Genomic DNA, 22270 nt, shown 5'->3' with positions numbered 1-22270 from the left:
CTCGACATTTTCATAGCCGTGGTCTTTAATTGCTTCAATGATTTCAATCCACAAGGCCCTCGCGGGCCTCGACGAAAAGTCCTGCCGCCTTTTAATTGTATTATAAACATTTCAATCCACAAGGCCCTCGCGGGCCTCGACAGTATGAGGACAACCTATACCGGGTTCGTAGGGAATTTCAATCCACAAGGCCCTCGCGGGCCTCGACGAGCCACAGTTTCTGACTACCAATCCTGCAATCTGATTTCAATCCACAAGGCCCTCGCGGGCCTCGACCATAATCTGTCTGAGTGTCATGCGGTCCCAGATATTTCAATCCACAAGGCCCTCGCGGGCCTCGACCCAGTTCCAGGACAGGCTCCATCATCTGTTTAAAATTTCAATCCACAAGGCCCTCGCGGGCCTCGACGGGATTCACCCGGGCACTTGCAAACCTGTTTCCGATTTCAATCCACAAGGCCCTCGCGGGCCTCGACCGCGTTTTACCGCCTCCGCTGCCACGATGCCGGCATTTCAATCCACAAGGCCCTCGCGGGCCTCGACTGGTGCGAAAGGCCCAGGAGGCGGCGGACCAGCTATTTCAATCCACAAGGCCCTCGCGGGCCTCGACCAGGAAGCAGCCCGGCCGGAACCGTGCTGGCGGTAATTTCAATCCACAAGGCCCTCGCGGGCCTCGACCGTCCACTATCATCAGATACCCCCGGTTCACGTTATTTCAATCCACAAGGCCCTCGCGGGCCTCGACATCTTCCTGGCGTTCCTGGAGGTGCTGGGACAAGATTTCAATCCACAAGGCCCTCGCGGGCCTCGACGATGATACCTACGGCGTATACAACCCGATGTTCCAATTTCAATCCACAAGGCCCTCGCGGGCCTCGACATTCTTTTATGCCCTTGCCATAATGTAAGGGCAGATTTCAATCCACAAGGCCCTCGCGGGCCTCGACAAAATCCCCGGCCTACAATCCGGTTGTAGGTCAGGATTTCAATCCACAAGGCCCTCGCGGGCCTCGACCTGTTCACCAAATCCAAAAGCCTTGGCCATTGCGCCATTTCAATCCACAAGGCCCTCGCGGGCCTCGACCAAAGAGGTTGGAGGCAATTATTCCACAGTCAAGGATTTCAATCCACAAGGCCCTCGCGGGCCTCGACGATGCCTTGTGACCCTGATTGCTCAGTCGCAGAGATTTCAATCCACAAGGCCCTCGCGGGCCTCGACAGGGAGGATGGACGCACATCAATGAACGCGGAGGAATTTCAATCCACAAGGCCCTCGCGGGCCTCGACATTCTCTTGATTTCTACAGCAGGTGAGAAAACGGATTTCAATCCACAAGGCCCTCGCGGGCCTCGACGACTTGCCGAATAACTTGAGTTATAGGATTTGAATTTCAATCCACAAGGCCCTCGCGGGCCTCGACTGCATATTACAATTATAAATCGTCCAAAAGGACTTATTTCAATCCACAAGGCCCTCGCGGGCCTCGACTTCCCAGCAAAAGAAAATTCCTGTGATAGACACGATTTCAATCCACAAGGCCCTCGCGGGCCTCGACGTGGATTATACGGGCTGCATTTACCGTATACGCATTTCAATCCACAAGGCCCTCGCGGGCCTCGACGAGGGAAAAAATGACAGTGAGTGAGCATATACGGATTTCAATCCACAAGGCCCTCGCGGGCCTCGACATTTATATCACTCATGTACATTTACCTCCTAATTATTTCAATCCACAAGGCCCTCGCGGGCCTCGACTCGGATGCAGATATGGGTGTGGATGGGACATCTGATTTCAATCCACAAGGCCCTCGCGGGCCTCGACAGCAAAACTATCCAACAATCCCTCCACATCCCCCTAACTTTTTATGCATTATGTCCTCCCCTCCTTATTTCAACCTCCTCCATCCATTCACCCAGCCTATTTTCACGGCTTTTCCGCTGTTTTTCAGGTGCGAATCTCCCAGGCATTTCATGTTAGCTTGGCATTCGCACCTGGTTTGATGGGATTCCGCCTCACAGAAATCACACTCTACTTATACACTACATAATCCTTCATTTCACGCATATATCCCGCATGCTGCAGTGCCTCTGCCGCCTCCGCCGGATACTCTTTCAAAACAAGCCTCTTTTGTTCCGGATATATAGCTCCCTGCTTGAACGCACGGACAAATTCCGCCATCACTTCCTTCATATCATTGACATCGTAAATGCGCAGTACCCTGCCCTGGCGTTCCATTACAGCTGCCAGATTTCCCGCTTTCAGGGCCACCGCTGTTCCGGCCACTGCCAGAAATCCACATTTCTCCGGAAATTCCAGGACTTTTCCCCACACCAGGGCCGGGTCTGTTCCGTTTAACCACACCACATGGTCATCCGGCTCCCTCAGTGCACCGGTCACGGCATCGTAATCCTCGCTGCGGACAAATTGGGCGCCCGACATCCCCTCCACAAAATAGCCTCTGCGAATGCGGCCCGTATATTCCCAGACACGCAGAATTTCCAATGCCTGCGCCCAGCTCCAATCCCACTTCTTCCCATCTTCTCCGGTCAGGGCATAGGGAGAGTCTGACACAGCCTGTATGGACTTTTTAAAAGTCTCACGGCACAGAATCATATTTTCATCCAAAAACAGCTCCAGCCATTCCTCCGGCCCATACTTTTTTACTGGCCTTACTATGTCCCACCGCCCTGCCGACAGGGCCATGACCCTGGTATTCACGCGCTGTCTGACAGCAGCTTTCCTCACCTTGTCCTGGTTCTGCCATTGCCTTACAGGCACAAAACTGTCTGCACATACCAGACCCTTTTCAGCCAGACTTAACAGTACTTCCTGGGCGCTGCCTTCCTTCGGTATCTTTGTAAGGAATTTAAGGAAACTGGCTCCTCTGCGTTTTAACTCCCTGTACATGAGAAGCTCATCTCCTTTAAGCTCCCCCACCTTAGGTTCATCTTCCTTAAACGCATCTTCCTTAAACGCATTTTCCTTAAATACATCTCTCTTAATCACCTCTCCTTCAATCACATCTCCCTCAAATCCTGCTGCCTGCGCTCCGACGTCTGCCTCCCAGTCAATGTCCTCATAGCTGCAAAAGCAAAGGGTTCCTTCCGGCGACATTCTCCAGAAATAATCCCCCTGTGCCAGCAGCCGGTCCAGATAGCTGCCTCCATAGCGCTCCACCCGCCTGGCAAAGTACACATTTTCCCAAAAGCGTACAGGGCATGGTTTTCTGCATCCTCTTTCCATGGCCTCCCTTAACTGTTCTTCTGACGTGGAATGTACCACTGCCCTTGAGGCCATAAGCGCGGCATAATGGGAAGCCGGCTGTGTGACCGCGTGGCTTCGCAGGCTGCGTATATGGCCTTCCCTGGCTCTCTCATAGAGCTTTTCGTGATAATATACACCCTGGTCCTCCACTGCATGTTTGCAGCGGCACAGTTTATCCAAAAGCTCCTCTGTCATTTTCTCAGACAGAAAATACCGTTCCCTTACATCCCCCGCAGTCTGACCGCCCCGGTAGTAGAGCATCCGGCGGATAATATGCATTCCTGCCTCCTCATCCTGCTGCCGCAATGCCCTCATATATTCGTCCTCGTGTTCTGCCGCTATCCAGATTCCGGGCTCCACATAACAGGCCAGTCCCTGCCGAGCCAGGGTATCCAGCCATTCAGCCGGTATGTCCAGCTCCCCTGCCTCCAAATCCCCCTCCATCATGAGAAGGGAATGAAGCTCCTCCTCATTTTCCGGCATTTTTTTCCGTGTCCATCCCCTGGCCAGTTCCTCTGCTGTGGGCTTGAGCAGTGCCTTCTTCAAATCTTCCTGCACAGTCTGGCGGATTTTAGGTGTCACCGGTGAGTACTCATACATTTCTTCCGCCTCCGCCTGCCACTGGAAGGGCAGAGACATGGGAGAAGGGACATCCAGCCAGATTTCTCTGACTGTAATAAGGCCGGAACGGATCTTGGCCAGTATCTCCATCACTCCGCTGATATCCCACTGGTGTTCCAGACATTCCCGTTTCGTCTCACGAATCAGGGGATGATCCGGCTGGTCCATCAGGGAGCTTAACATTTCCGTGCTTTTAAGGCGCTGCATCCAAAGAGGCTGGCGCCCGCCCCGTTTCATGCCCATCATCAGGGCACGGGCAGCATTGTAGCGGAATGTCATGCCAAACAGAGGAGTATCAGGCAGGATTGCTTCCAGCACCGGCCGTACCTGGTCCGGGTTGATTTGGAACAAAAGCCCTTCCGGCAATTGCTCCCTGCCGTAAGGATACAGAAGAAATCCATCCTCCTCATCCACACTTCCCACATCCAATCCCATGGTGTTCCGTATCATATGACGCAGGACGAGGGACAGCGGGCCATTTACCCGTCTGCCAAACAAAGCATGGACCATGACCTGGTGGCTCCCTGTACTGTCTTTAAAATGCTCCACCACTATGGTCCTGTCATCAGGCAGTCCTTCTGTGGCCTGAATCTGACGTTGTATAAAGCCGGACGCATTGGACGACGCGGACTCGTCTAACCCCAGTTTTCCCAGGGCTTTTTCCAGCTCTCCGTCACGGCAGGCCTTCTCCAGCTCTCCGAATATACGGCCAAAGGCAAGACTGGTCCGAAGATCCCTTCCTTTTGTCTCCCCCTTCCAGAATGGAAGTCTGGCGCCTTCAGCCGGGGCCTGGGTCACGATAACAGAGTCCTTATCCTGACGGACCACACGCCAGCCAAATGACCCCAGCATGAAACGGTCCCCAATCCTGGATTCATAGACAAATTCTTCGTCCAGCTCTCCTAACTTCACCCCGTCCTCTGTTTTGGCTGCATACATCCCTTTATCGGGTATGGTCCCTCCTGCCGCCGTGGCCAGCATACGACTGTAAACATCCCCGGCCACCCGTCCGTGTATCCGGTCGTACAAAATCCTTGGACGAGCCGGTATTTCCCGGCTGTGCTCATAATCTCCTGCCAGCATGGCAAGGACATCCTCCACATCCTTCCTGGTCACCTGATAAAATGGGTAGGACCGCTCCAGGACTTCCATCACATCAGCTATGCTGTAGCTCTCTCCCGAAGCCATGGAAACCAAATGCTGGGCCAGCACATCCAGGCACATGCGCGGAGGATTGGCCCGTTCCACGCCTCCATGGCGGGCCACCTGTGCGGTCATGCCGCAATATACTGCCTCAGGCGCGGTCCTGGGATACATGTACATGACGCTGACCCGGCCCGGATTATGGCCGGCCCGGCCCAGCCGCTGCATGGTGCTGGAAATGGTACGGGGGCATCCGACCTGCAAAACCCGCTCCACGTCCCCCACGTCAATGCCCAATTCCATGGATGATGTGGCACATAACAGCCGCAGCCGTCCCTCTCTTAAATCCCGTTCCACTTCATCCCGCTGTTCCTTTGACAGACTTCCGTGGTGGACTCTGGCAAACCCGTCCCCGCCCAGAAGATTTACATAATATGCCAGTTTTTCCACATACCGTCTTCCCTCGGAAAATGCAATCACACTCTTACAGCTTAAGCACTGGCGGTACACTGCCATTCCCAGTTCTTCCCATACCGGGTCCTTCCGTCTTCCCACAGCAGGAGCCGTGCCAACGACCTGAATTTCCACCTGCTTATCCATGGATGGGGCACAGATGACGGCCGGTTCCGGGGACAGATAGGCGGCCGCAAGCTCCAACGGCTCAATGGTGGCGGACAGGCCAATTCTCTGAAGCCTGCGCCTGCAAAGTTTATCCAGTCTGGCCACTGACAGCATCAGATGCGCTCCCCTCTTGGTATCTATAAGGGCGTGAAGCTCGTCCAAAATGATCGCCCTTGCGGTCTTTAACACCTGGCGGCCGGATTTGGATGTAAGCATGAGATACAGGGATTCCGGCGTGATAATCAGTATATGAGGCGGATGCTTTACCATCCTCTGGCGCTCTTTCTGAGGCGTGTCCCCGGTACGGATGGCGGCCTGAATCTGCCCTATGGATTGTTTACCCGGTCCGCCTCCCGGCGTGCCCTCTCCAGGTTCTTCGGATTCCGGACGGAATCTGTTTTCCTCAAGAGCTTCCGCCTCAATCCCCTCCAAAGGTTTACGGAGATTTTCCCTGATATCCCCTGCCAGAGACTTAAGGGGAGACACATATATCACATACAGCTCATCCTTAAGCTCCCCTCTCCCTGCCAGTCCGCCCAACTGGTCTATGAACACCAGGAAGGCTGAAAGGGTCTTTCCTGTACCGGTTGGAGCGCTGACCAGCACATGCCTTCCGTCAGCAATGGCAGGCCAAGCTTCCTTCTGTATTTTGGTGGGTTCTCCGAATGTTTTCCTAAACCATCTTTCAGTGGCGGGCAGGAATTGTTTTAGGGTATCCTCTTGCATAAGCTCCTCCATGCGGACAGTTGTATGTCATTCCTGTTGTCTGGATTTTTTCCCGGAAATCTCCGGGTATTTATATTATTATATCATTGCACCGTTTTGGCTGTCTATGACTGACATGGCAGAACTGCTTTTTAAACCGTCTTTTCCGGTCTTTATTTGCGGCAGCCCAGACGGCGCAGGCACCCTTAACCCCAAACTTATTGTATACCATATTCATATCAATAGCTGGCAGAATCAGAGCTCGCCGGAATGATAATCTGATGACCCACCGGACGGACGGGCACGGGGATATCCTGTCCTTAGACCCGCCTCACTTGTTCAGCCATTTATCCCAACGGATTGTAAGGACATTTTTCCTTCAGGCACTGTTCGTTCCGGTCGTACAATCCGCATACTGTCTTTTTGGGCCGTTCCATCCATATCCCGAATTTCTCTCCCACAAAATCCACCGCCTGCAATATGGCTGTGTAGGAATCCCGTTTACAGCATCTGGGGCCCCCTGTTTTAGCAATAGCCCCAAGGCTTCTGGAAGTCATCTCATTGCAAAGCCCCCACTCTTTTCCGCTTAAAGGTGATGCCCCGGTAATCAGGCTGATAAAGATGCCCGTACTCACGGCCGCCCCGCAGGTTCCCCACAAACCGCAGATACCTCCCGGCACCTGCGTTCCTCTGTTTCTCATCTCCTCCAGGGCAGCGTCCAAATCCAGTTCTCCCCCGGCATTTTTATAGGCGGCCAGAAGCACGGATCCCACCAGCACATGGTGTTCCGGTCCATGCATATAGATATAGGGGGACAGGATGATTTTCTTCATGATTGCCACCGGGTCCCTGCTGTCTGTATGCCTGCATATATCTTCAATGACACGCAGGCCCATCTGCTCATGGCAGCTGTCACAGATAAAATGACCGTTCACACATCTGGCATTACTCATAAACTTTTTGTGACAGTAGGTACATTCCATTTCAATCTGACTCTGAAGATATTCCAGCGGCGCTCCGCACACCAGACATCCCGTTTTTTGTTCTTCCATTGTCGTATCCTCCCATTAACCATTTATTTCTTATTCTCAAGACAATCTCATTCCAGTATACCATAATCCCTATCCCGGTTAATACTTATTTTTTCCGTTTTTGCATCCGCGTTTTTGCATCCGCTTCCCGCTCTTTATCCACCCCGTCCCCCAAAAATCATCCGGCCGCCCGGACACACACATACATCCGGCCCTGCCGGTTTTCCCGCAAATTGAAAAAGAGCATAAACCGTCTGCTCCCGGAACCGGTTTACACTCTTTTTCCTCATCGTATCATATATTCTGTTATGGTTTCCCTTATCATTCCTCTGCTTTCTACTCCCTGTTCAGGGCAGCGCCTGACCTGGCTGTGTTCACCAGGCGGGCGTACCGGCCGAGAAGGCCCTTTTCCCTTGGACGTGTGACTGCCTTCCATTCTCTGCGTCTGGCTTCCAGCTCCTCGTCGCTGACCTCCAGATGCAGATAATCCTTATACAAATCCACGGTTATCCTGTCCCCATCCCTTACCAGGGCAATAGGACCTCCATCCGCTGCCTCAGGGCACAGATAGCCAATGCTTAAGCCTCCGCTGGCCCCTGAGAAACGGCCGTCGGTGATAACCGCTGTGTTGGGAATGCACTTGATGATTTCCGTAATCCGGTGCAGCTCCTTCATTCCCGGACCTCCCTTAGGTCCTTCATAGCGTACGATGACGGCGTCGCCTTCCTTTATCTCCTTTGCACGGAAAGCGGCATAACACTCATCCTCGCCCTCAAATACCCTGGCCGTGCCCTTAAAGCGGCGCACCTCCGTGGGAACTGCCGATGTCTTTACCAGGGCTCCCTGAGGCGCCAGATTGCCATAGAGCACCTGGATTCCGTCCGCCCTGGATACAGGCTCGTCCATAGACTTTATCACTTCCCTGTCTCCCTGAGGCGTACGCTCCAGAATCTGCCCCAGCGTTTCCCCTGTCACAGTCAGCACATCCTTGTTCATCACAGACTCCAGCTCTTTCATCACGGCCGGTATTCCGCCTGCGCAGTGCAGGTCTACCACGGTCCTGTTTCCGTTGGGTACAATGGAACACAGTACCGGCGTGGTGGTGGTAATCTTTGAAAAATCATCCCAGTCCAGGGAAATCCCCAGCTCTGCCGCCAGCGCCGGAAGATGAATCAGGGCATTCAGGGACCCTCCGATAGCGGAAAGAAGGGTGATGGTATTCTTAAGCGCCTCCCGCGTCATAATCTGGCTGGGACGAATCTGCATCTCCACCATCTTCATCACGGCCCGCCCTGATTCCCTTGCGTTGAAACGGCGCATGCTGGTGCTGGAAGGAATCAGGCTTCCTCCCGGCAGCATCATTCCCAGGGACTCACAGAGGGCGCCCATGGTATTGGCTGTCCCCAGGAAGGGGCAGATTCCGGGCCCTGTGTAATACTTAAGCGTCCCCTCAATCAGCTGACGCTCTGTTATCTCGCCCCGCAGGAACTGCTGGCGCAGCTCCTTTGACTCATTGGGCTTTATCTGGGCATAGCAGGGACCGGCTGTGACAATGACTGACGGCAGGTCAATCCGTGCCGCCGCGTTCAGCATTCCCGGCACAATTTTATCACAGGAGCCCATGTACACCACTCCGTCAAACACGCCCTCTCCCACCACCATGGCCTCGATGGAATCCGTGATAATTTCCCTGTGGGGCAGGCAGTAACGCATACCGGAATGCCCCTGGGCAATGCCGTCACACATGGCTACCGTGTTGAACTCAATGGGCTCGCCGCCGGCTTCCAGTATTCCCTTCTTTACCTCCTCAGCCAGCTGTTTTAAAGGCTCGTGCCCGGGACATATCTCATTCCAGCTGTTGGCAATGGCAATGAGAGGCTTGTGGTCCAGGGAGTCAATAGAAACACCTGCCGATGCCAGATGGGCCTTGGATATGGCTTTCTGGAACGGCTCCAATTTATCAATTGCCCGCAACATCGTTTCCTCCTGCTAAAACTGCTTTCTTCTTGTTATAACGATTCATGAACACCCATACGGCTGCCATAACAGCAATCAGCACCGGCACAAAGATGTACGGCCTCTTGATGAATGCCTCATACACCAGAAAGCTAACCGTAAGGCTGGTGGCCGCAAAGGATGTAATCATTCCCTCTCCCAGGTCCAGTCCCACGGAAGTGGCCAGCTGGGTCAGAACCGGCGCTGTGGCCGTACCTGCCAGCAGAATGGCTCCTGTGCATACCAGGCCCATGATGATGTTCTTAAACAGGTTTCCTCTGGTGATTGCAACCACCAGGGCCACACGGAAGGTCACAACTGCCAGATCCGCGAAGGGAAGCACGCGGTTTCCCGGAAGAACGGCAGCCATAAGGATAGTCAACGGAATGACTATCAGGGATGTGGTGATGACATCAGGATTTCCCACTACAACCGCCGCATCCAGACCAATGAGGAATTTCCTGCCCTTAAACTTCTCCTGGGTAAACTTTTTGGCAGCCTCTGAGATTGGCATGAGTCCTTCCATGAAAAGAGAGGTCATCTTGGGAATCAGTACCATGACAGCCGCCATGTTCACGCCCAGCGCCATGATATCAGCCACTGAATACTTGGCCAGAACACCTATAATGCAGCCAAGTACCAGACCCATGATGGTGGGTTCGCCAAAAAATCCCAGGTATTTCTTAGCATCCTTGATTTCAAAATCAATCTTGTTAATTCCGGGTATCTTATCCAGAAGCCAGTTAAGGGGCGCTGCGATAATGATGGAGGAAAGGGCCGACATGGTTGGAAGGGATACGCCGGGAATGCCGAAGTAATCCTCTACCAAAGGCGCGGTCCAGTCTGACAGCTTGAATGTGATGATGGCCATGATAACCGTTGCGCCGATACCCATTGCCACATTTTTAGTCACAAAATAAACCATGATTCCAACGATTGCCATGTGATGATAATTCCAGATATCCACATCCAGAGTATCAGTGGCTTTCAGTACCAGCATGACAATGTTAGTTGCCAGGATACAAAATATAAGGATGGCGATAATGGGCGATGACCATGTAACTGCCGCGATGGCACCCCAGCCCACATCCAGAATATCCAGCTTAATGCCGAAATTCTGCACCATGGCCTGGGCGGCAGGTCCCAGATTGCTCTTCATCATGTTGATGACCAGATTGATACCCGCAAAGCCAATGCCGATGGTAAGACCGCTTCTGAATGCCTTTGATAATTTCACGCGGAAAATAAGCCCTATGATGGTTATGATGATTGGAAGCATGACCACTGCGCCTGCGTCCAGAATCGTATTGAAAATATTATAAAGTATCTGCATATGATTAATCTCCCCTAAGATTTCATTTGTCTTTCATAGCCAATGGCTGTCTGCCTAAACCCCTTTTTACTTCAGATAGGACAGAAGCTCATTCAGCGTCGCGTCCTCGTTAATTCCTGTCAGCAGGGAAATGGCGCCTACCACCGGAATATTCACATTGCCGCCCGTGAACTTTCCCGTCGTAACCAGCAAATCAAAATCATCTGCCTTGGATTCCACCTCCAGAAGCTTGCACTGGGTTACTGATACCGGGATTCCATTGTCCTCACATTTCTCCCTGATCTTGGTTGCCACTACGGTTGATGTTGCGATTCCATTTCCACATGCCACTAATATACGCTTCATTTTTATATTCTCCTTTGGATAATCTTATTTTTAGTTCCCATCTTCCAGCAGGTACTGCTTGATGATTTTATGGATGATGTCAGGCTGTCCCGCCTCCACTATGTGTTTCACATCCTCCTGGTTCTGAATCAGCTTCACGATTCTCTGAAGCATTTCAATATGTCCGTGGGCCTCTGTGAGGGCCAGCATGATGACCAGGCTTACCGGTACGTCATTGTCAGGCTCATCCATAGCCCTGAATGGAGCCGGTGTCTTAAGCACGGCCACACAGATGGCCGCCTCATTGACATGGCAGATATCCGCATGGGGAATGGCCACATTGATTCCCCCTGTCTTAAGTCCTGTGGGGAAGGACTGCTCCCGCTCCAGGATGGCCTGCTTATATGTATCCTTTACAATGCCCTTTTCACAAAGATAATCTGTCATGGCGGACAAAACCTCCCGGTCCGTCATGGGTTTGTCAAATTTCAGAATCAATGATTCATTAAACGCAATGCCGCTCATGATTCTTTTTCCTCCATACTCTTCATTTTCTCTTCCATGGCTGCTATGGAACCGCGGATTCCCTCTTCATTCTCATTCAGTATATCCTCTTTCAGGAAAATACCCGAACCGATTCCCGCAAATGATGCCCCTGCCGCAAAGTACTCCTGCACATTTGAGGTGCCGATGCCCCCCACGACCATCAGAGGCATTTTCCCCAGAGGCGCCTGGATGTCTGACACATATCTGCTTCCCAGCCTGCCTGCCGGGAATATCTTCACGATATCCGCCCCGTCCAGGAAGCTCTGTCTGATTTCCGAAGGTGAAAAAGCACCCGGCACAGAAACCACGCCGCGCTCCCGGCACAGGTCCAATATACGCTTCTCAAATACCGTGGGAGACAACAAAAAGGCTGCACCTGCCTCAATGGCCTCCACGGCTTCTTCATAGGTAAGGACCGTGCCGGCTCCCACCATGATTTGTCCTCCAAATTCCTGGCTGATTTTCCGTATGGATTCCAGGGCTCCCGGAGTATTCATGGTAATTTCAACGGAGCCTAAGCAGGTCCCCACCAGGTTCCTGACAACCGTGCGGGTCTGTGAATAGGTATAGCCTCTTAAGATTACTGTCACTTTCGGAAATTTCTCTATATTCATCATTCTCGCTCCTTTCTGACAATATATAGAGCAAGAATGATGCCAACTAATTGACTAATTTTGTATTTTTACATAACAGATTCCATATTTCTTCTCGTGTCCGGCTGGCACGGATGGCAGAAACCATAGATTCATCAGAAATAATCTGATACAGCTGTTCAAAATATTTTCTGGAATCTTCCTGAATCCCCAGTATAAAAATAACATCCACAGTGTTGACCCCATCCCACAAAACAGGTTTGTCTAATTTTGTAACGGAAATGACTGGTTTTGTAACCAATCCGGGGTCGCCGTGGGGAATGGCAATACCCTGGCTGAGCCGGGTGGTCATCATTCCCTCCCGTTTATAGACGCTGAGAAGGAATTCCTGCCGGACCAATCCTTCCTCTTCCATATGTCCCACTGCCTCATCTATAATTTGGTCCTTGAACTCCGCCTCTGTCCTTATATAAATATGGTCCGGGGAGATAACCTCTGACAGCTGGTTTTCCTCGAACATGGCGCTCCGCTTTAATATGCCGCGAAGCTCCCCGATGCCCTCCGGGCTGTAGATCCGGCTTACAGATATAAACGGATAGGTGCCTGACTCCGGATTAATGGTGCCCACAATGGCCAGTATCTCATACTCCTTTTCCGTGTTGGCAATGATGCGTTCAATGCTGGAATCCTCAATATATCCCCTGGTCACTATAACCGTCCCGGACAGGTTGCTCTTCAGGCGCTCCGTCAGATGCTCCTTCAATTTCACGGCGGCCCCCTGGCCTGTGATGCACAGGCACAGAATCGCCTTTTTCCTGGCTTCCGCCTGTTCCCTGGTTCCGGTAAGCTTTATCTTGTCCAGCTCATCCGCAATCTCGTTCAGGGATTCGTCTGTCCACATGGTCTTGCGCACTGCTTCCACCACCATCATGGTGTCTGTGCGTGACAGCACGCGGACCCGCATACCTGTCTCCTCCCGAATCTTCTGGCCCACATTCAGGAGAGACCCCATGTCCGCCAGCACGATGCAGCCTTTTCCCTGGTTTACGCGCCTGGCCATATCCACTGTCTTTTCCGCCATCTGGGCCGGCGTATCCCACAGGTTCATATCCACACCAACGGCGTGTTCCGTTCCCATGATGGCATTGGCAACCTGGGCCATTGCGCTGGCCACCGGACCGTGGGATACCACCAGCACCGCAATCTTCCCCTCCTGGGCCATGTCCTTTTTTCTGAATTTCCTAAAGTACATGGCCAGGAATGCCTTTTCCTCCTCCGGCAGAGTGAGATAATACTTTTTTTGTATTTCATCCACGGCATAGCAGGCGGCCTCATAATCTTCGTAGGACTGCTGACGAATATTTTCCATGCCGGGGTAAACCATACGCCCATGGCTGCGCATCCTCTCCATGGCCATGTTCAGATGAATAGCCAGAGGAAACACCACCTGTTCCTCCAGCCCCGGAAGCCGTTTCCTGGCCAGTTCACAGATATCCCTTGTCATGCTCAGGATGTCGTCCCCCACGATGGAAGCAATCTCGTCCTCCCGGATGCCCGACTTCTGGAATTCATGGATATGGCGCTGGAATCTGGACTCTATCTCGTCGGTGAGCTGGACTTCGATGTCCCGTTCCCTCAGGCCGTCTCTCAGCAGCTGGTCATACTTTTCCTCCAGGGATTCATATATGTTAAAGCCCTCCAGAAAGGTTTCCGTTCCGGATTTCCCGGCATCCTCCCCGGAATCATCGGGAAATACATAACAGTCGTCCGGGCACAGCTCCTTTATCTCCTTGGTAATCCGGTCAGGTACATACCCCTTCCTCAGGTTCTCAGTCAGGCTCGGGAAAGACACGGTGATACGCCCGTCCTTTCTGGCCCGCCCTTCCAAAAACGCTTTGGCGCAGCACACCTGGATATCTGATTTAAGCTGTCCCACATTGCCGGGGCAGTCCCCGCCCAGCAGGCACCACAGCGCCTGCTGTCTTATTTTTATCTGTTTCCCCAGACGCCTGGATTCCCACTGAAAAAAACGCAGGATAAACTGCAGCTTCTCTCCCGCCGGCCGGTCCTTTAAGGAAGGAATTTCTATGACCATGGGAATTCTGCGCCTGAAGGTCAGAAGCAGGGAGCTCTGAGGATTTTCCGTGGTCGCGGCAATAACCATCACATGGCTCTCCCGCTGGGTATCCACTTCCCCCAGGCGTCTGAACCTTCCCTTATCCATCAGGTAGAAAAGGATCTCCTGGCCCTCCGGCGGAAGCCTGTGCACCTCGTCCAGAAACAGGATTCCCCCATTGCACAGCTCCACCACTCCCTTTTTATTGTCAGCGGCGCCGGTGAATGCCCCCCTGCTGTATCCGAAGAGCTGGGCCAGCAGAAGCTGGGGATTATCCGCATAATCCGCGCAGTTAAACTCAAAATAGGGAGCGTCCTTTCCAAAATTTTCCGAACCGCAGGCATACTCATGCATGAGCTCAGCCAGAAAGCTCTTTCCCACGCCCGAAGGTCCGTATATAAGGCAGTGCAGCCCCCTGGGAGGATACAATACGGCTGCCTGGGCACGGGTAATCTGAGTCTTCATGCTTCCGTCAAACCCCACAAAAGCGCTGAACACATTTGCCCTGTCATCCTCGGCCCCGGATTCTGTATGTTCCGCATATTCCGCATGTTTCGCATATTCCGGTGCCGGGCTGGCGTTTTCCTTCTCCCGGCAGACGCCGGAAGGAATCCATAACTCCAACAGTTCTTCCCGCAGCTTGCCCGCGGCATATTTTCCTATCCTGTAGCCGGCATCCTCCAACATCCTGGTAAGCCCTCTGTCAGACAAGCCCGGATTTTCTGTCAGAATCCTCTTCATGTCCTCAAATATGACCGGCTTCCTCCTCTTCCTGGAATCAGGTATATGGTGCTTCCGGCGCACCGTGGTCACATCCTCCCTGAACACCTGCAGGCGGGACGCTATCTCCTCGTCTGTCAGGGGATTCTTACTGTCCTCATCTTTTATGATTTGCAATATCTGTTCTTCCATGCGCGCACTCTCCCATACAATCATACGGCCTATGCCAATGTTTATTATCATACCATCTTTTCATATGATTTACCACATGGCAATCCAACCGGTACAACACCCATACATCCCCATCCGTTCCTGCAATACAGCGCCCTCAACTGGAAGCCGCTTACACAGTGCCGGGCCAGACATTCCTCCAAAAATTCCACACAGTACTGCTCCAGATGCACCAGCCCTTCCTTTTCTATGGGAAAATGGCCGGCTCCCTTTAACAGCTTCATATCCTTACTGCAATTCAGCCGGTCAAAAAACAGCCTGCTGAAACTGGCATCCGTCCATCTGTCATTTTCCGGTTGACAACCGTTCCATAGTACTCCGTCATCCCGTAGAGGGGAAGGTCCGGGCGTATTACCTCGTATCCCCGCTTCATGAGAGGCACTGCTATGAACGACAGAAGCCCTCCGTTACATCCCCTCCCCCATGCCGTGAAACAGTATGATTCGCGTCTTTGGTTCCTTTACCCTGTAGTGGTCTATATGTATGCCAACCCTGCCAATACCCACAAAATATTCATCCGGCAGACAGGACTCTGTCAGGCGGCTTTTCTCCGGCAGGTATTCCTGCACTTTCTTCCAAGATGAGGTATTGCTGCAACGCAAAAAGACATAGCCTGCAATCTTGTGTAAGATGCAGGTTATGCCCTAAATCTGCCGGTGCATAATCCTATTTTATTATGGTTGCAATCCTGGTTTCCGTCGCCGTCAGCGTCGTCCATCCTTATTCCAAGCTCCTTTTGCCAATCCTTGATACACTGTATTAAAACAGCCGTATTAAAAAATAGTCTGAATGCAGACACCTCTGCGTTATGCAGCATTATACGAAATGGGCAATGGATTGTCAATGTTATACACAGAATCTTAACAAAATTTTAATTCCATTTTTAATTCCCATTCTGATGTCCGCCATTTTCCAGGCCTAAAACCACTTTTTCCTCTTAAAGAACCATATTTCCAATGCCACAATCAGCAGGCATACAATGCAGACCACCGCGTAGCCATAGGGGAATTTAAGCTCCGGCATGCTGACAAAATTCATGCCGTACCAGCCCGCAATCAGGGAAAGAGGCATGAATACCGTTGTCACGATAGTCAGGAACTTCATGATTTCATTCTGGCGTATGTCCACCTGGGTCTGGTGCATTTCCCGCAACTGCATGGAATACTCCTTCATCATCTGCACCGTAGAATAGAGGCGTCCCGCCTTGTCGGAAAACAGGCCGAAAAGCAGGCTGTCCCTCTCATTCCCCCTCTCTGCCGCATCCTGCTGGAGTGTCTCCCCCATGTCGGAGAGCTGTTCGTAATAAGCACTCAATGCGGACAAATCCTTTCTGGCTGCCAGGATTCTCACGTCAAATTCTTCTGTCTCCCTCTTAAGCAGCCCTTCCTCCAGACGGGTCAGGCTGTCGTCATACTGCTGGAGAAAAATCACATCCTCCTTCAGCAGATATTCCATCACATCAAAGAGCTGCAGGGAAGGGGATGATACATCCGTCATCTGGTAATCCTGCATTTCGTCCAGAAGCCTTCTTACATAGCCGCTGTCATCCATAAAAATCAGCTGTTCCCTGGTAAGGCAGTAGCCAAAAACCTGCTTATCCCCGGAGGGGTCCTCCTTGGACGGAATGGCAAAGGTGCCTGCCACTGTTCCCCGCAGCACATCCGCCTTGCAGAACCGGATATGGTCCGGACCGCTGCCGGAAAATGTTCTCCTGTAAATATCCGGCCAGGACTTCCGGAATTCTTCCATGGAAAGGATTTCAACCGAATGGGACTGTCCGGCCCCTGCCCCGGCATCCCCATCCCCCTTCCTGTGTTCGCTCCAATGGTATTTCATATGGTATCTCCCATGCTTTTTTATGTCATTGTAACACGGAACAGCTAAGACGTCAAAAGGCCGGGCGCCTGCTTAAGGCTGCCCGGCCATCTGATTCAGAAAGGCAGGAAACAACTGGTTTCCCTACAGATAATGAGGCGTCTTTGGTGTCAGCACCTCACAGCCGTCCTCCGTTATCAGCACCATATCCTCAATATTAAATCGTAAGTAAGTAATAATCCGTATCTTGACAAAATAAGAAATCCCCCAGCACTTACCGGGGGAAGATCTGTTTTTTACTTTTTAAGTTTGCTGCGGCAATCATCAGGCAGATTGGAGGACCATGGGAGAAGCTCCAGCATTTCTTCCTTTGCCGGAAACGCACCGAGTTCTTTCATCTTTTCCATCACATATGTGAGATAGTTGTATGGCTTCAGTCCATTCAGAAGCGCAGTTTCTGTGATGCTGTACACAGTCGCACTGGCCTGTGCCCCGCGGATGCTTTTGGCAAACAGCCAGCTGCGTCTCCCTATGGCAAAATTTTTCAGTGCCCGCTCTGCAGCTAGATTGTCAATACTCAGATGGCCATCTTCCAGATACCTTTTCAGATAGGTTTCCTGGTTCAGCGTATACAGGACCGCCTCTCCGATCTTAGAAGATCTGTCCACAGCATCCTCCAGGGTATGAAGCCACTCGAAGAAAGCCTCTAAAAGCGGCTTTGCCTGCTTTTGACGCTCTTCATACCTTTCTTCCGGTGACTTGTCACGGATCATCTCCTCGATCTTATAGAACATCCCGATCCGTTCCATTGCCTGATATGCGGTTGTTTCCTTCAGCTGCTCTTTGGTAAAGTCCTTTTTCAAAACGGTCAGGGATTCATCAAATCTGCGCCTCGCATGGGCCATGCATCCTGTCACGGTGATCCTTTCCGGAAGGCTGTGATATGCCTGGTATCCATCGCAGGTGAAATATCCCTGGTACTGATCCCCAAGGAATTCCACCGGATGATATCCCGCCCGGGTTCTTTCGTATTGGAAGAGGACCATCCGGGGTGCGCCGCTGTATTCATCAGTGAGATAGACCCACATCCAGTTCTGGGTGGAACCTTTCTGTTCCGGCTCATCGATTACCTGTACACGGGTTTCATCCCCATGAGCGTACCGGCTCCGGAGGAATTCTTCCTTCATCAGTTCATAAAGCGGCTGCAGATACCGGTCCGCACACTGGATGATCCAATTCGCCATGGTCTTTGTGGAAAGGTTCAGGTCGTAACGGGCGAATTCCCGTTCCTGACGCGCAAGGGGCATGCCGCCCACATACTTTGCGTTCATGATGCCTGCCACCAGGGATGGTGTTGCCACACTGCCTTTGAGAAGGGAAGGCGCCTTTTCCGGACGTTTCATCGCCCCGCATTTCGGGCAGCTGTAAACATAGGTGACCTCCTCCACCACTTCAAACCGTGCAGGCACAAACTTCAGGCGCTTCACCGTCTCTTTTGTCACGACTTTATATTTGGTATTGCAGTCCGGACAGTTTCGGTCCGCGCCGGTCAGCTTATACTCAATTACTTCCGTTGTCTCAAAGGCGGAAAGATCTTCCTCCTTTTTGCCGGAACGTTTCTTTCTTTTATAGGAAGACGGATGGATCTCCTCCATTTCCGGCTCCGGCGCATCAGGCTCTGCTTCCTGCTCTGCCTCGTTAAAAAGGTTCAGCTGCGTATAGCCATCCGCATATTTTTCGCTGGATGGGCCAAACTGTTTCCGCTGCGCAAGAGTCAGACGGTCAGAAAGCATCGCGTTCAGGAATTCCAGTTCCTTTGTTTTTTCTTCGAGGATCTGGATCTTTGTTTCCTGTTTCTGATAATGCTCCCGCATGGTTTTCATCAGGGAGATGATATCCTCCCTGCTCATCTTGTTCAGTTGTTCCTCTGTAAAAAGCGGATCCATAACACAGCCTCAACTTTCTGAAATCTCTACCAGAAAGTATACCAGAAAAAGCATTCCGTTCCTATAGGAAACTGCATTCCGGGACGGAGGAAAATCCGCCTAAAACAAAGTGATTTTCGGCTTTTTGCGAATTGACAGGATCCGGGCTCATATGACGATCTTCGGGTGACGTTCTTCAAATGCGCCGCTGGGGTTCAGGGATAAACCATCGCACAGCCAATGGATCTCTTTCAGCGTAACTTTCTGCAGTTCATCCGGTGTGTCAGGCCAATGGAAGGAATCGCGGTCCAGCCGTTTCATCAGGATCCAAAACCCTGACCCGTCCCACTGAAGGATCTTGAGCAATGTGCGCCTGCGATTGCAGAACGCGAACATACAGCGGGAGTACGGATCGAGATGGAATTTCAGTTTGATGATGGCCGCTAAACCAGTGCAGCTCTTCCGGAGGTCCGTGCAGCTACATGCCAGATAGACTGTAGTACTTCCGTAAAAATCAAGCATAGTTCTTTAAGGCCTGAAGCAGGGCAGTCAACAGTCTGGCTGGACAGTCCGCAGCAACTTCAATCCGGATATTTTCCGGGAGACAGAGCATCACAGGAGGTTTTCCTGTACCTGCTGTACTGAAATGGAGTTCATGTTCCGAAGGGAGCTTTGCAAACACCGGATCAGAAGCACTTTCTGTCTCAGCGGCTTCTGACTGGAGCTTTCGGATCCAGTAACCCAGTGTAGACTGTGGGATTCCATTCTGCTGACACCATTCTTTGCGGGATAAACCGCTTTCCTGGAAAGCATGGAACCGGTCTGCCCAAAGGTCAGCCTTTGAGGCTGCATTGTCATTCGTATTTATTGGTATCACCTCCATCATTTGAACTTATCTTATCAAATGTGGATGGAAATTTGCAGATACTGATTATTACCTACTTACAAAGAAAGAAGTCAAGGGCTGCGCAGCAGTTCATGAACCCTTGAGTTCTTTCTTTCCCATCCGTAAAATACAGAAGCAATGGATGGATAAAAAAACCAGTAGAATAAAGGTAGGGAACCTGGTAAAATAGGGGAAGCAAATCGAAACCAATCACAAGGGTGATTTCTGACCTTTCGTTTCCGAAAGTAAATTGACGCTGCCCGAAATTTCTTTAATACTTGCAAAATCCAGGGGCATAGTATATAATGAACATAGAAAGAGCACCCACTCCAAAAGCGGATGCTCCCGAATAGGCTATTTACCTCTCTGTGAGAGGCGCCTCTCCTGTGGATCAGACAGGAGGGGCATTATTTTTTTCGCTTGTTATTCCTATCTCTGTCGAGAAAGGCAAGCAACGCAACAATCAAGCTGCCGAAAGACATCAGCAAAGCTAATATCCCAATGAAAATCGAAACGATCTCATAAGCCGTCATGAGCGCCACCTCCCTTCCTATGTATTCCGGCAAGCCGGTTTCATTGGCTCGGGAGGCTACCACCCTGTCATGGGTACTCTTCCATGAAGGCATTATGTAAGTAAGTAATAATCCGTATCTTGACAAAATAAGAAATCCCCCAGCACTTACCGGGGGAAGATCTGTCTTTTAGTAAGTAAGTAATAATCCGTATCTTGACAAAATAAGAAATCCCCCAGCACTTACCGGGGGAAGATCTGTCTTTTACTTTTTAAGTTTGCTGCGGCAATCATCAGGCAGATTGGAGGACCATGGGAGAAGCTCCAGCATTTCTTCCTTTGCCGGAAACGCACCGAGTTCTTTCATCTTTTCCATCACATATGTGAGATAGTTGTATGGCTTCAGTCCATTCAGAAGCGCAGTTTCTGTGATGCTGTACACAGTCGCACTGGCCTGTGCCCCGCGGATGCTTTTGGCAAACAGCCAGTTGCGTCTCCCTATGGCAAAATTTTTCAGTGCCCGCTCTGCAGCTAGTACAGCATTGCTTAAATATCAGTGATTAAATTACTAATGGTATCCCGGCATATGTCCACTTAAATGGGTGTGCTGTAAGATTGTATTGTTCAATAAAGCGCAGGATGCTTGCTTCCAGTTCTTCTATTGATAGGTAGCTTTTCCGCTTCAGCAGCTTCCGGTTAATGATGCCAAACCATATCTCAATCTGGTTCATCCAGGAACTGTGTTTCGGAGTATAGACAAAGCGGATCCGGTGGGAAGGGTCATGCAGGAAATCCGCTCGGCTTTCCATACTTTTAAGGATCCCTGTTTTCCCTTTTTTGCCCAGTTCCACGCCAAGGGCACAGGCTTCTGCCACAAAGCGGACAAGGGCTTCCGATTTATGGGTGTTTAGGCCATCGCATATAAATGTCCATGGGGCTTGCGGGTCTGTCCCTACCAATGCTTTCACGGCTTCCACAAAATCCTCTTCTGTGCGTGTGGAGTTTAAATACGGCATTTCCATACGGCCCGTTGCAACATCAAAGAACCCGATGAGGCTGGTCGTGCCATGGCGGATATACTCAAACTCCATTTTGGCGCACTGGCCGGGTAATGGGAGCTTGTCAGGATATTTATGTTCCAGCGCTTGTACCCCGGTCATTTCATCCGTGGAAACAATGTGTGCACCTTCCCGGCTTTGTTCCTGGGCACTCTGGTACAGGCCGCAGATTTCGTTTACTTTCCGCGCAAAAGATTCCGGGGCTTCCGTCTTTTCCGAAGAATGAAGCCAGTAACGGATTTTGTGGGGATGTAAATCTACCTCATTTTTAAAAAACGGCTGACAGATTTCTCAGAAATCTGTTCAGCGATCCCCTGCTTTTTAATTTCTGCCACTAACAGCGGGAGACTCCACTGGCTTACTTCGTACCCAAAATCATTTGGGCTGCTGCAGGCAAGGTCGATGATCCGCATGATCTGGTCCGGCGTAAAAACAGACGGGGCACCGGGGCGTTTTTTATCGGACAGGACTGCCCGTATCTCATCTTCAAGCTTTTTCGGGTCGTCCATTTCAATCCTCCGCAAGGCTGGGAGCGCCGCGAGGAACCGACTGCGCCAGGTGGCAACATTATTATAATGAAGCCCGACCTGTGGTGCAATATTCTGGTTGAGTTCCCCCTGTGACGCAAGCAGGACAATGCTGGCTCTTTTGACCAGTCCTGACGGAAGGGAGCGGCTTTTTGAAAAAGCAGATAATATGTTTTTCATGGCATCAGATAAAACCGGGATAGTATCAATTGTTTTCCTTCGCATAATAACCCATCCATTCTTTAGTGATAGAATTATTATGCACCGACTACAATAAAAAAGCAACGTCTATTCATTATTATTT

Annotated in this window: 17 protein-coding genes, 1 pseudogene and 1 CRISPR repeat array (1 of these 19 only partly in view); all 18 genes and pseudogenes read right to left on the bottom strand. The window is 51.3% G+C overall.

What is annotated here, in order from left to right; all coding sequences use genetic code 11:
• Positions 1 to 1822: a CRISPR direct-repeat array (repeat unit 33 nt; unit sequence ATTTCAATCCACAAGGCCCTCGCGGGCCTCGAC) (it extends 1505 nt beyond the left edge of the window).
• A 207-nt stretch (positions 1823 to 2029) separates the two neighbouring features.
• The gene (locus tag LA360_RS24955) at positions 2030 to 6376 is read right to left on the bottom strand and encodes a DEAD/DEAH box helicase (RefSeq protein ID WP_089775444.1); all 4347 of its coding nucleotides are present in this window, start codon (positions 6374 to 6376) and stop codon (positions 2030 to 2032) included.
• 326 nt (positions 6377 to 6702) lie between these two features.
• On the bottom strand, positions 6703 to 7407 hold the full coding sequence (locus tag LA360_RS24950) for a DUF5714 domain-containing protein (RefSeq protein WP_002588287.1): 705 nt from the start codon (positions 7405 to 7407) through the stop codon (positions 6703 to 6705).
• Positions 7408 to 7722: 315 nt separating this feature from the next.
• Entirely contained in the window at positions 7723 to 9363 is a 1641-nt protein-coding gene (ilvD, locus tag LA360_RS24945) for a dihydroxy-acid dehydratase (protein WP_089775446.1), read from the bottom strand.
• Positions 9347 to 10714, bottom strand: a complete 1368-nt coding sequence (locus LA360_RS24940) for a PTS galactitol transporter subunit IIC (protein WP_022203231.1) — start codon at positions 10712 to 10714, stop codon at positions 9347 to 9349. The genes ilvD and LA360_RS24940 overlap by 17 nt, the downstream gene beginning before the upstream one ends.
• A gap of 66 nt (positions 10715 to 10780) precedes the next feature.
• Positions 10781 to 11059, bottom strand: a complete 279-nt coding sequence (locus LA360_RS24935) for a PTS sugar transporter subunit IIB (RefSeq protein ID WP_002588284.1) — start codon at positions 11057 to 11059, stop codon at positions 10781 to 10783.
• Positions 11060 to 11089: 30 nt separating this feature from the next.
• A complete protein-coding gene (locus tag LA360_RS24930; protein ID WP_002588283.1) occupies positions 11090 to 11563 on the bottom strand; it encodes a PTS sugar transporter subunit IIA in 474 nt (157 codons plus the stop codon).
• Positions 11560 to 12198, bottom strand: coding sequence for a bifunctional 4-hydroxy-2-oxoglutarate aldolase/2-dehydro-3-deoxy-phosphogluconate aldolase (locus tag LA360_RS24925; protein ID WP_022203232.1), 639 nt, complete (start codon positions 12196 to 12198; stop codon positions 11560 to 11562). Before LA360_RS24925 ends, LA360_RS24930 begins: the two co-directional genes overlap by 4 nt.
• A 46-nt stretch (positions 12199 to 12244) precedes the next feature.
• Positions 12245 to 15205: a sigma 54-interacting transcriptional regulator gene (locus LA360_RS24920; RefSeq protein ID WP_112483566.1), complete on the bottom strand. Its 2961-nt coding sequence runs from the start codon at positions 15203 to 15205 to the stop codon at positions 12245 to 12247.
• A gap of 47 nt (positions 15206 to 15252) precedes the next feature.
• Positions 15253 to 15468, bottom strand: coding sequence for a hypothetical protein (locus LA360_RS24915; RefSeq protein ID WP_225537693.1), 216 nt, complete (start codon positions 15466 to 15468; stop codon positions 15253 to 15255).
• A 183-nt stretch (positions 15469 to 15651) separates the two neighbouring features.
• Positions 15652 to 15813 (bottom strand): hypothetical protein, encoded by a 162-nt coding sequence (locus tag LA360_RS24910; RefSeq protein WP_160116390.1) that lies wholly within the window; start codon positions 15811 to 15813, stop codon positions 15652 to 15654.
• 349 nt (positions 15814 to 16162) lie between these two features.
• A complete protein-coding gene (locus LA360_RS24905) occupies positions 16163 to 17080 on the bottom strand; it encodes a magnesium transporter CorA family protein (RefSeq protein ID WP_022203235.1) in 918 nt (305 codons plus the stop codon).
• Positions 17081 to 17355: 275 nt separating this feature from the next.
• Positions 17356 to 19005, bottom strand: a complete 1650-nt coding sequence (tnpC, locus tag LA360_RS24900; protein ID WP_112483537.1) for an IS66 family transposase — start codon at positions 19003 to 19005, stop codon at positions 17356 to 17358.
• 147 nt (positions 19006 to 19152) lie between these two features.
• Positions 19153 to 19506, bottom strand: a complete 354-nt coding sequence (gene tnpB / locus LA360_RS24895; RefSeq protein ID WP_112483539.1) for an IS66 family insertion sequence element accessory protein TnpB — start codon at positions 19504 to 19506, stop codon at positions 19153 to 19155.
• On the bottom strand, positions 19499 to 19870 hold the full coding sequence (gene tnpA, locus LA360_RS24890) for an IS66 family insertion sequence element accessory protein TnpA (RefSeq protein ID WP_112483060.1): 372 nt from the start codon (positions 19868 to 19870) through the stop codon (positions 19499 to 19501). Before tnpA ends, tnpB begins: the two co-directional genes overlap by 8 nt.
• Before the next feature lie 407 nt (positions 19871 to 20277).
• Entirely contained in the window at positions 20278 to 20466 is a 189-nt protein-coding gene (locus tag LA360_RS24885; protein ID WP_225537692.1) for a putative holin-like toxin, read from the bottom strand.
• 180 nt (positions 20467 to 20646) lie between these two features.
• Positions 20647 to 20913 (bottom strand): annotated as a pseudogene (locus LA360_RS24880) (transposase domain-containing protein); the annotation flags it as partial.
• 28 nt (positions 20914 to 20941) lie between these two features.
• Positions 20942 to 21559, bottom strand: coding sequence for a transposase (locus LA360_RS24870; protein ID WP_225537719.1), 618 nt, complete (start codon positions 21557 to 21559; stop codon positions 20942 to 20944).
• Between the two features lie 137 nt (positions 21560 to 21696).
• The gene (locus LA360_RS24865; protein WP_089776580.1) at positions 21697 to 22191 is read right to left on the bottom strand and encodes a helix-turn-helix domain-containing protein; all 495 of its coding nucleotides are present in this window, start codon (positions 22189 to 22191) and stop codon (positions 21697 to 21699) included.
• Positions 22192 to 22270 lie beyond the last annotated feature (79 nt).

This window comes from Enterocloster clostridioformis (genome assembly GCF_020297485.1).
Classification (GTDB): domain Bacteria; phylum Bacillota; class Clostridia; order Lachnospirales; family Lachnospiraceae; genus Enterocloster; species Enterocloster clostridioformis.
The sequence above is the reverse complement of the archived record's forward strand: the minus strand, read 5'-3'. Positions and strand labels throughout refer to the sequence as shown.

What these genes read in the sequence shown, in the direction of transcription:
- LA360_RS24955 (WP_089775444.1), bottom strand. Translation starts at nt 6,376, where the DNA reads ATGCAAGAGGATACCCTAAAACAATTCCTGCCCGCCACTGAAAGATGG.
- LA360_RS24950 (WP_002588287.1), bottom strand. Translation starts at nt 7,407, where the DNA reads ATGGAAGAACAAAAAACGGGATGTCTGGTGTGCGGAGCGCCGCTGGAA.
- ilvD (WP_089775446.1), bottom strand. Translation starts at nt 9,363, where the DNA reads ATGTTGCGGGCAATTGATAAATTGGAGCCGTTCCAGAAAGCCATATCC.
- LA360_RS24940 (WP_022203231.1), bottom strand. Translation starts at nt 10,714, where the DNA reads ATGCAGATACTTTATAATATTTTCAATACGATTCTGGACGCAGGCGCA.
- LA360_RS24935 (WP_002588284.1), bottom strand. Translation starts at nt 11,059, where the DNA reads ATGAAGCGTATATTAGTGGCATGTGGAAATGGAATCGCAACATCAACC.
- LA360_RS24930 (WP_002588283.1), bottom strand. Translation starts at nt 11,563, where the DNA reads ATGAGCGGCATTGCGTTTAATGAATCATTGATTCTGAAATTTGACAAA.
- LA360_RS24925 (WP_022203232.1), bottom strand. Translation starts at nt 12,198, where the DNA reads ATGAATATAGAGAAATTTCCGAAAGTGACAGTAATCTTAAGAGGCTAT.
- LA360_RS24920 (WP_112483566.1), bottom strand. Translation starts at nt 15,205, where the DNA reads ATGGAAGAACAGATATTGCAAATCATAAAAGATGAGGACAGTAAGAAT.
- LA360_RS24915 (WP_225537693.1), bottom strand. Translation starts at nt 15,468, where the DNA reads ATGAAGCTGTTAAAGGGAGCCGGCCATTTTCCCATAGAAAAGGAAGGG.
- LA360_RS24905 (WP_022203235.1), bottom strand. Translation starts at nt 17,080, where the DNA reads ATGAAATACCATTGGAGCGAACACAGGAAGGGGGATGGGGATGCCGGG.
- tnpC (WP_112483537.1), bottom strand. Translation starts at nt 19,005, where the DNA reads ATGGATCCGCTTTTTACAGAGGAACAACTGAACAAGATGAGCAGGGAG.
- tnpB (WP_112483539.1), bottom strand. Translation starts at nt 19,506, where the DNA reads ATGCTTGATTTTTACGGAAGTACTACAGTCTATCTGGCATGTAGCTGC.
- tnpA (WP_112483060.1), bottom strand. Translation starts at nt 19,870, where the DNA reads ATGATGGAGGTGATACCAATAAATACGAATGACAATGCAGCCTCAAAG.
- LA360_RS24865 (WP_089776580.1), bottom strand. Translation starts at nt 22,191, where the DNA reads ATGCGAAGGAAAACAATTGATACTATCCCGGTTTTATCTGATGCCATG.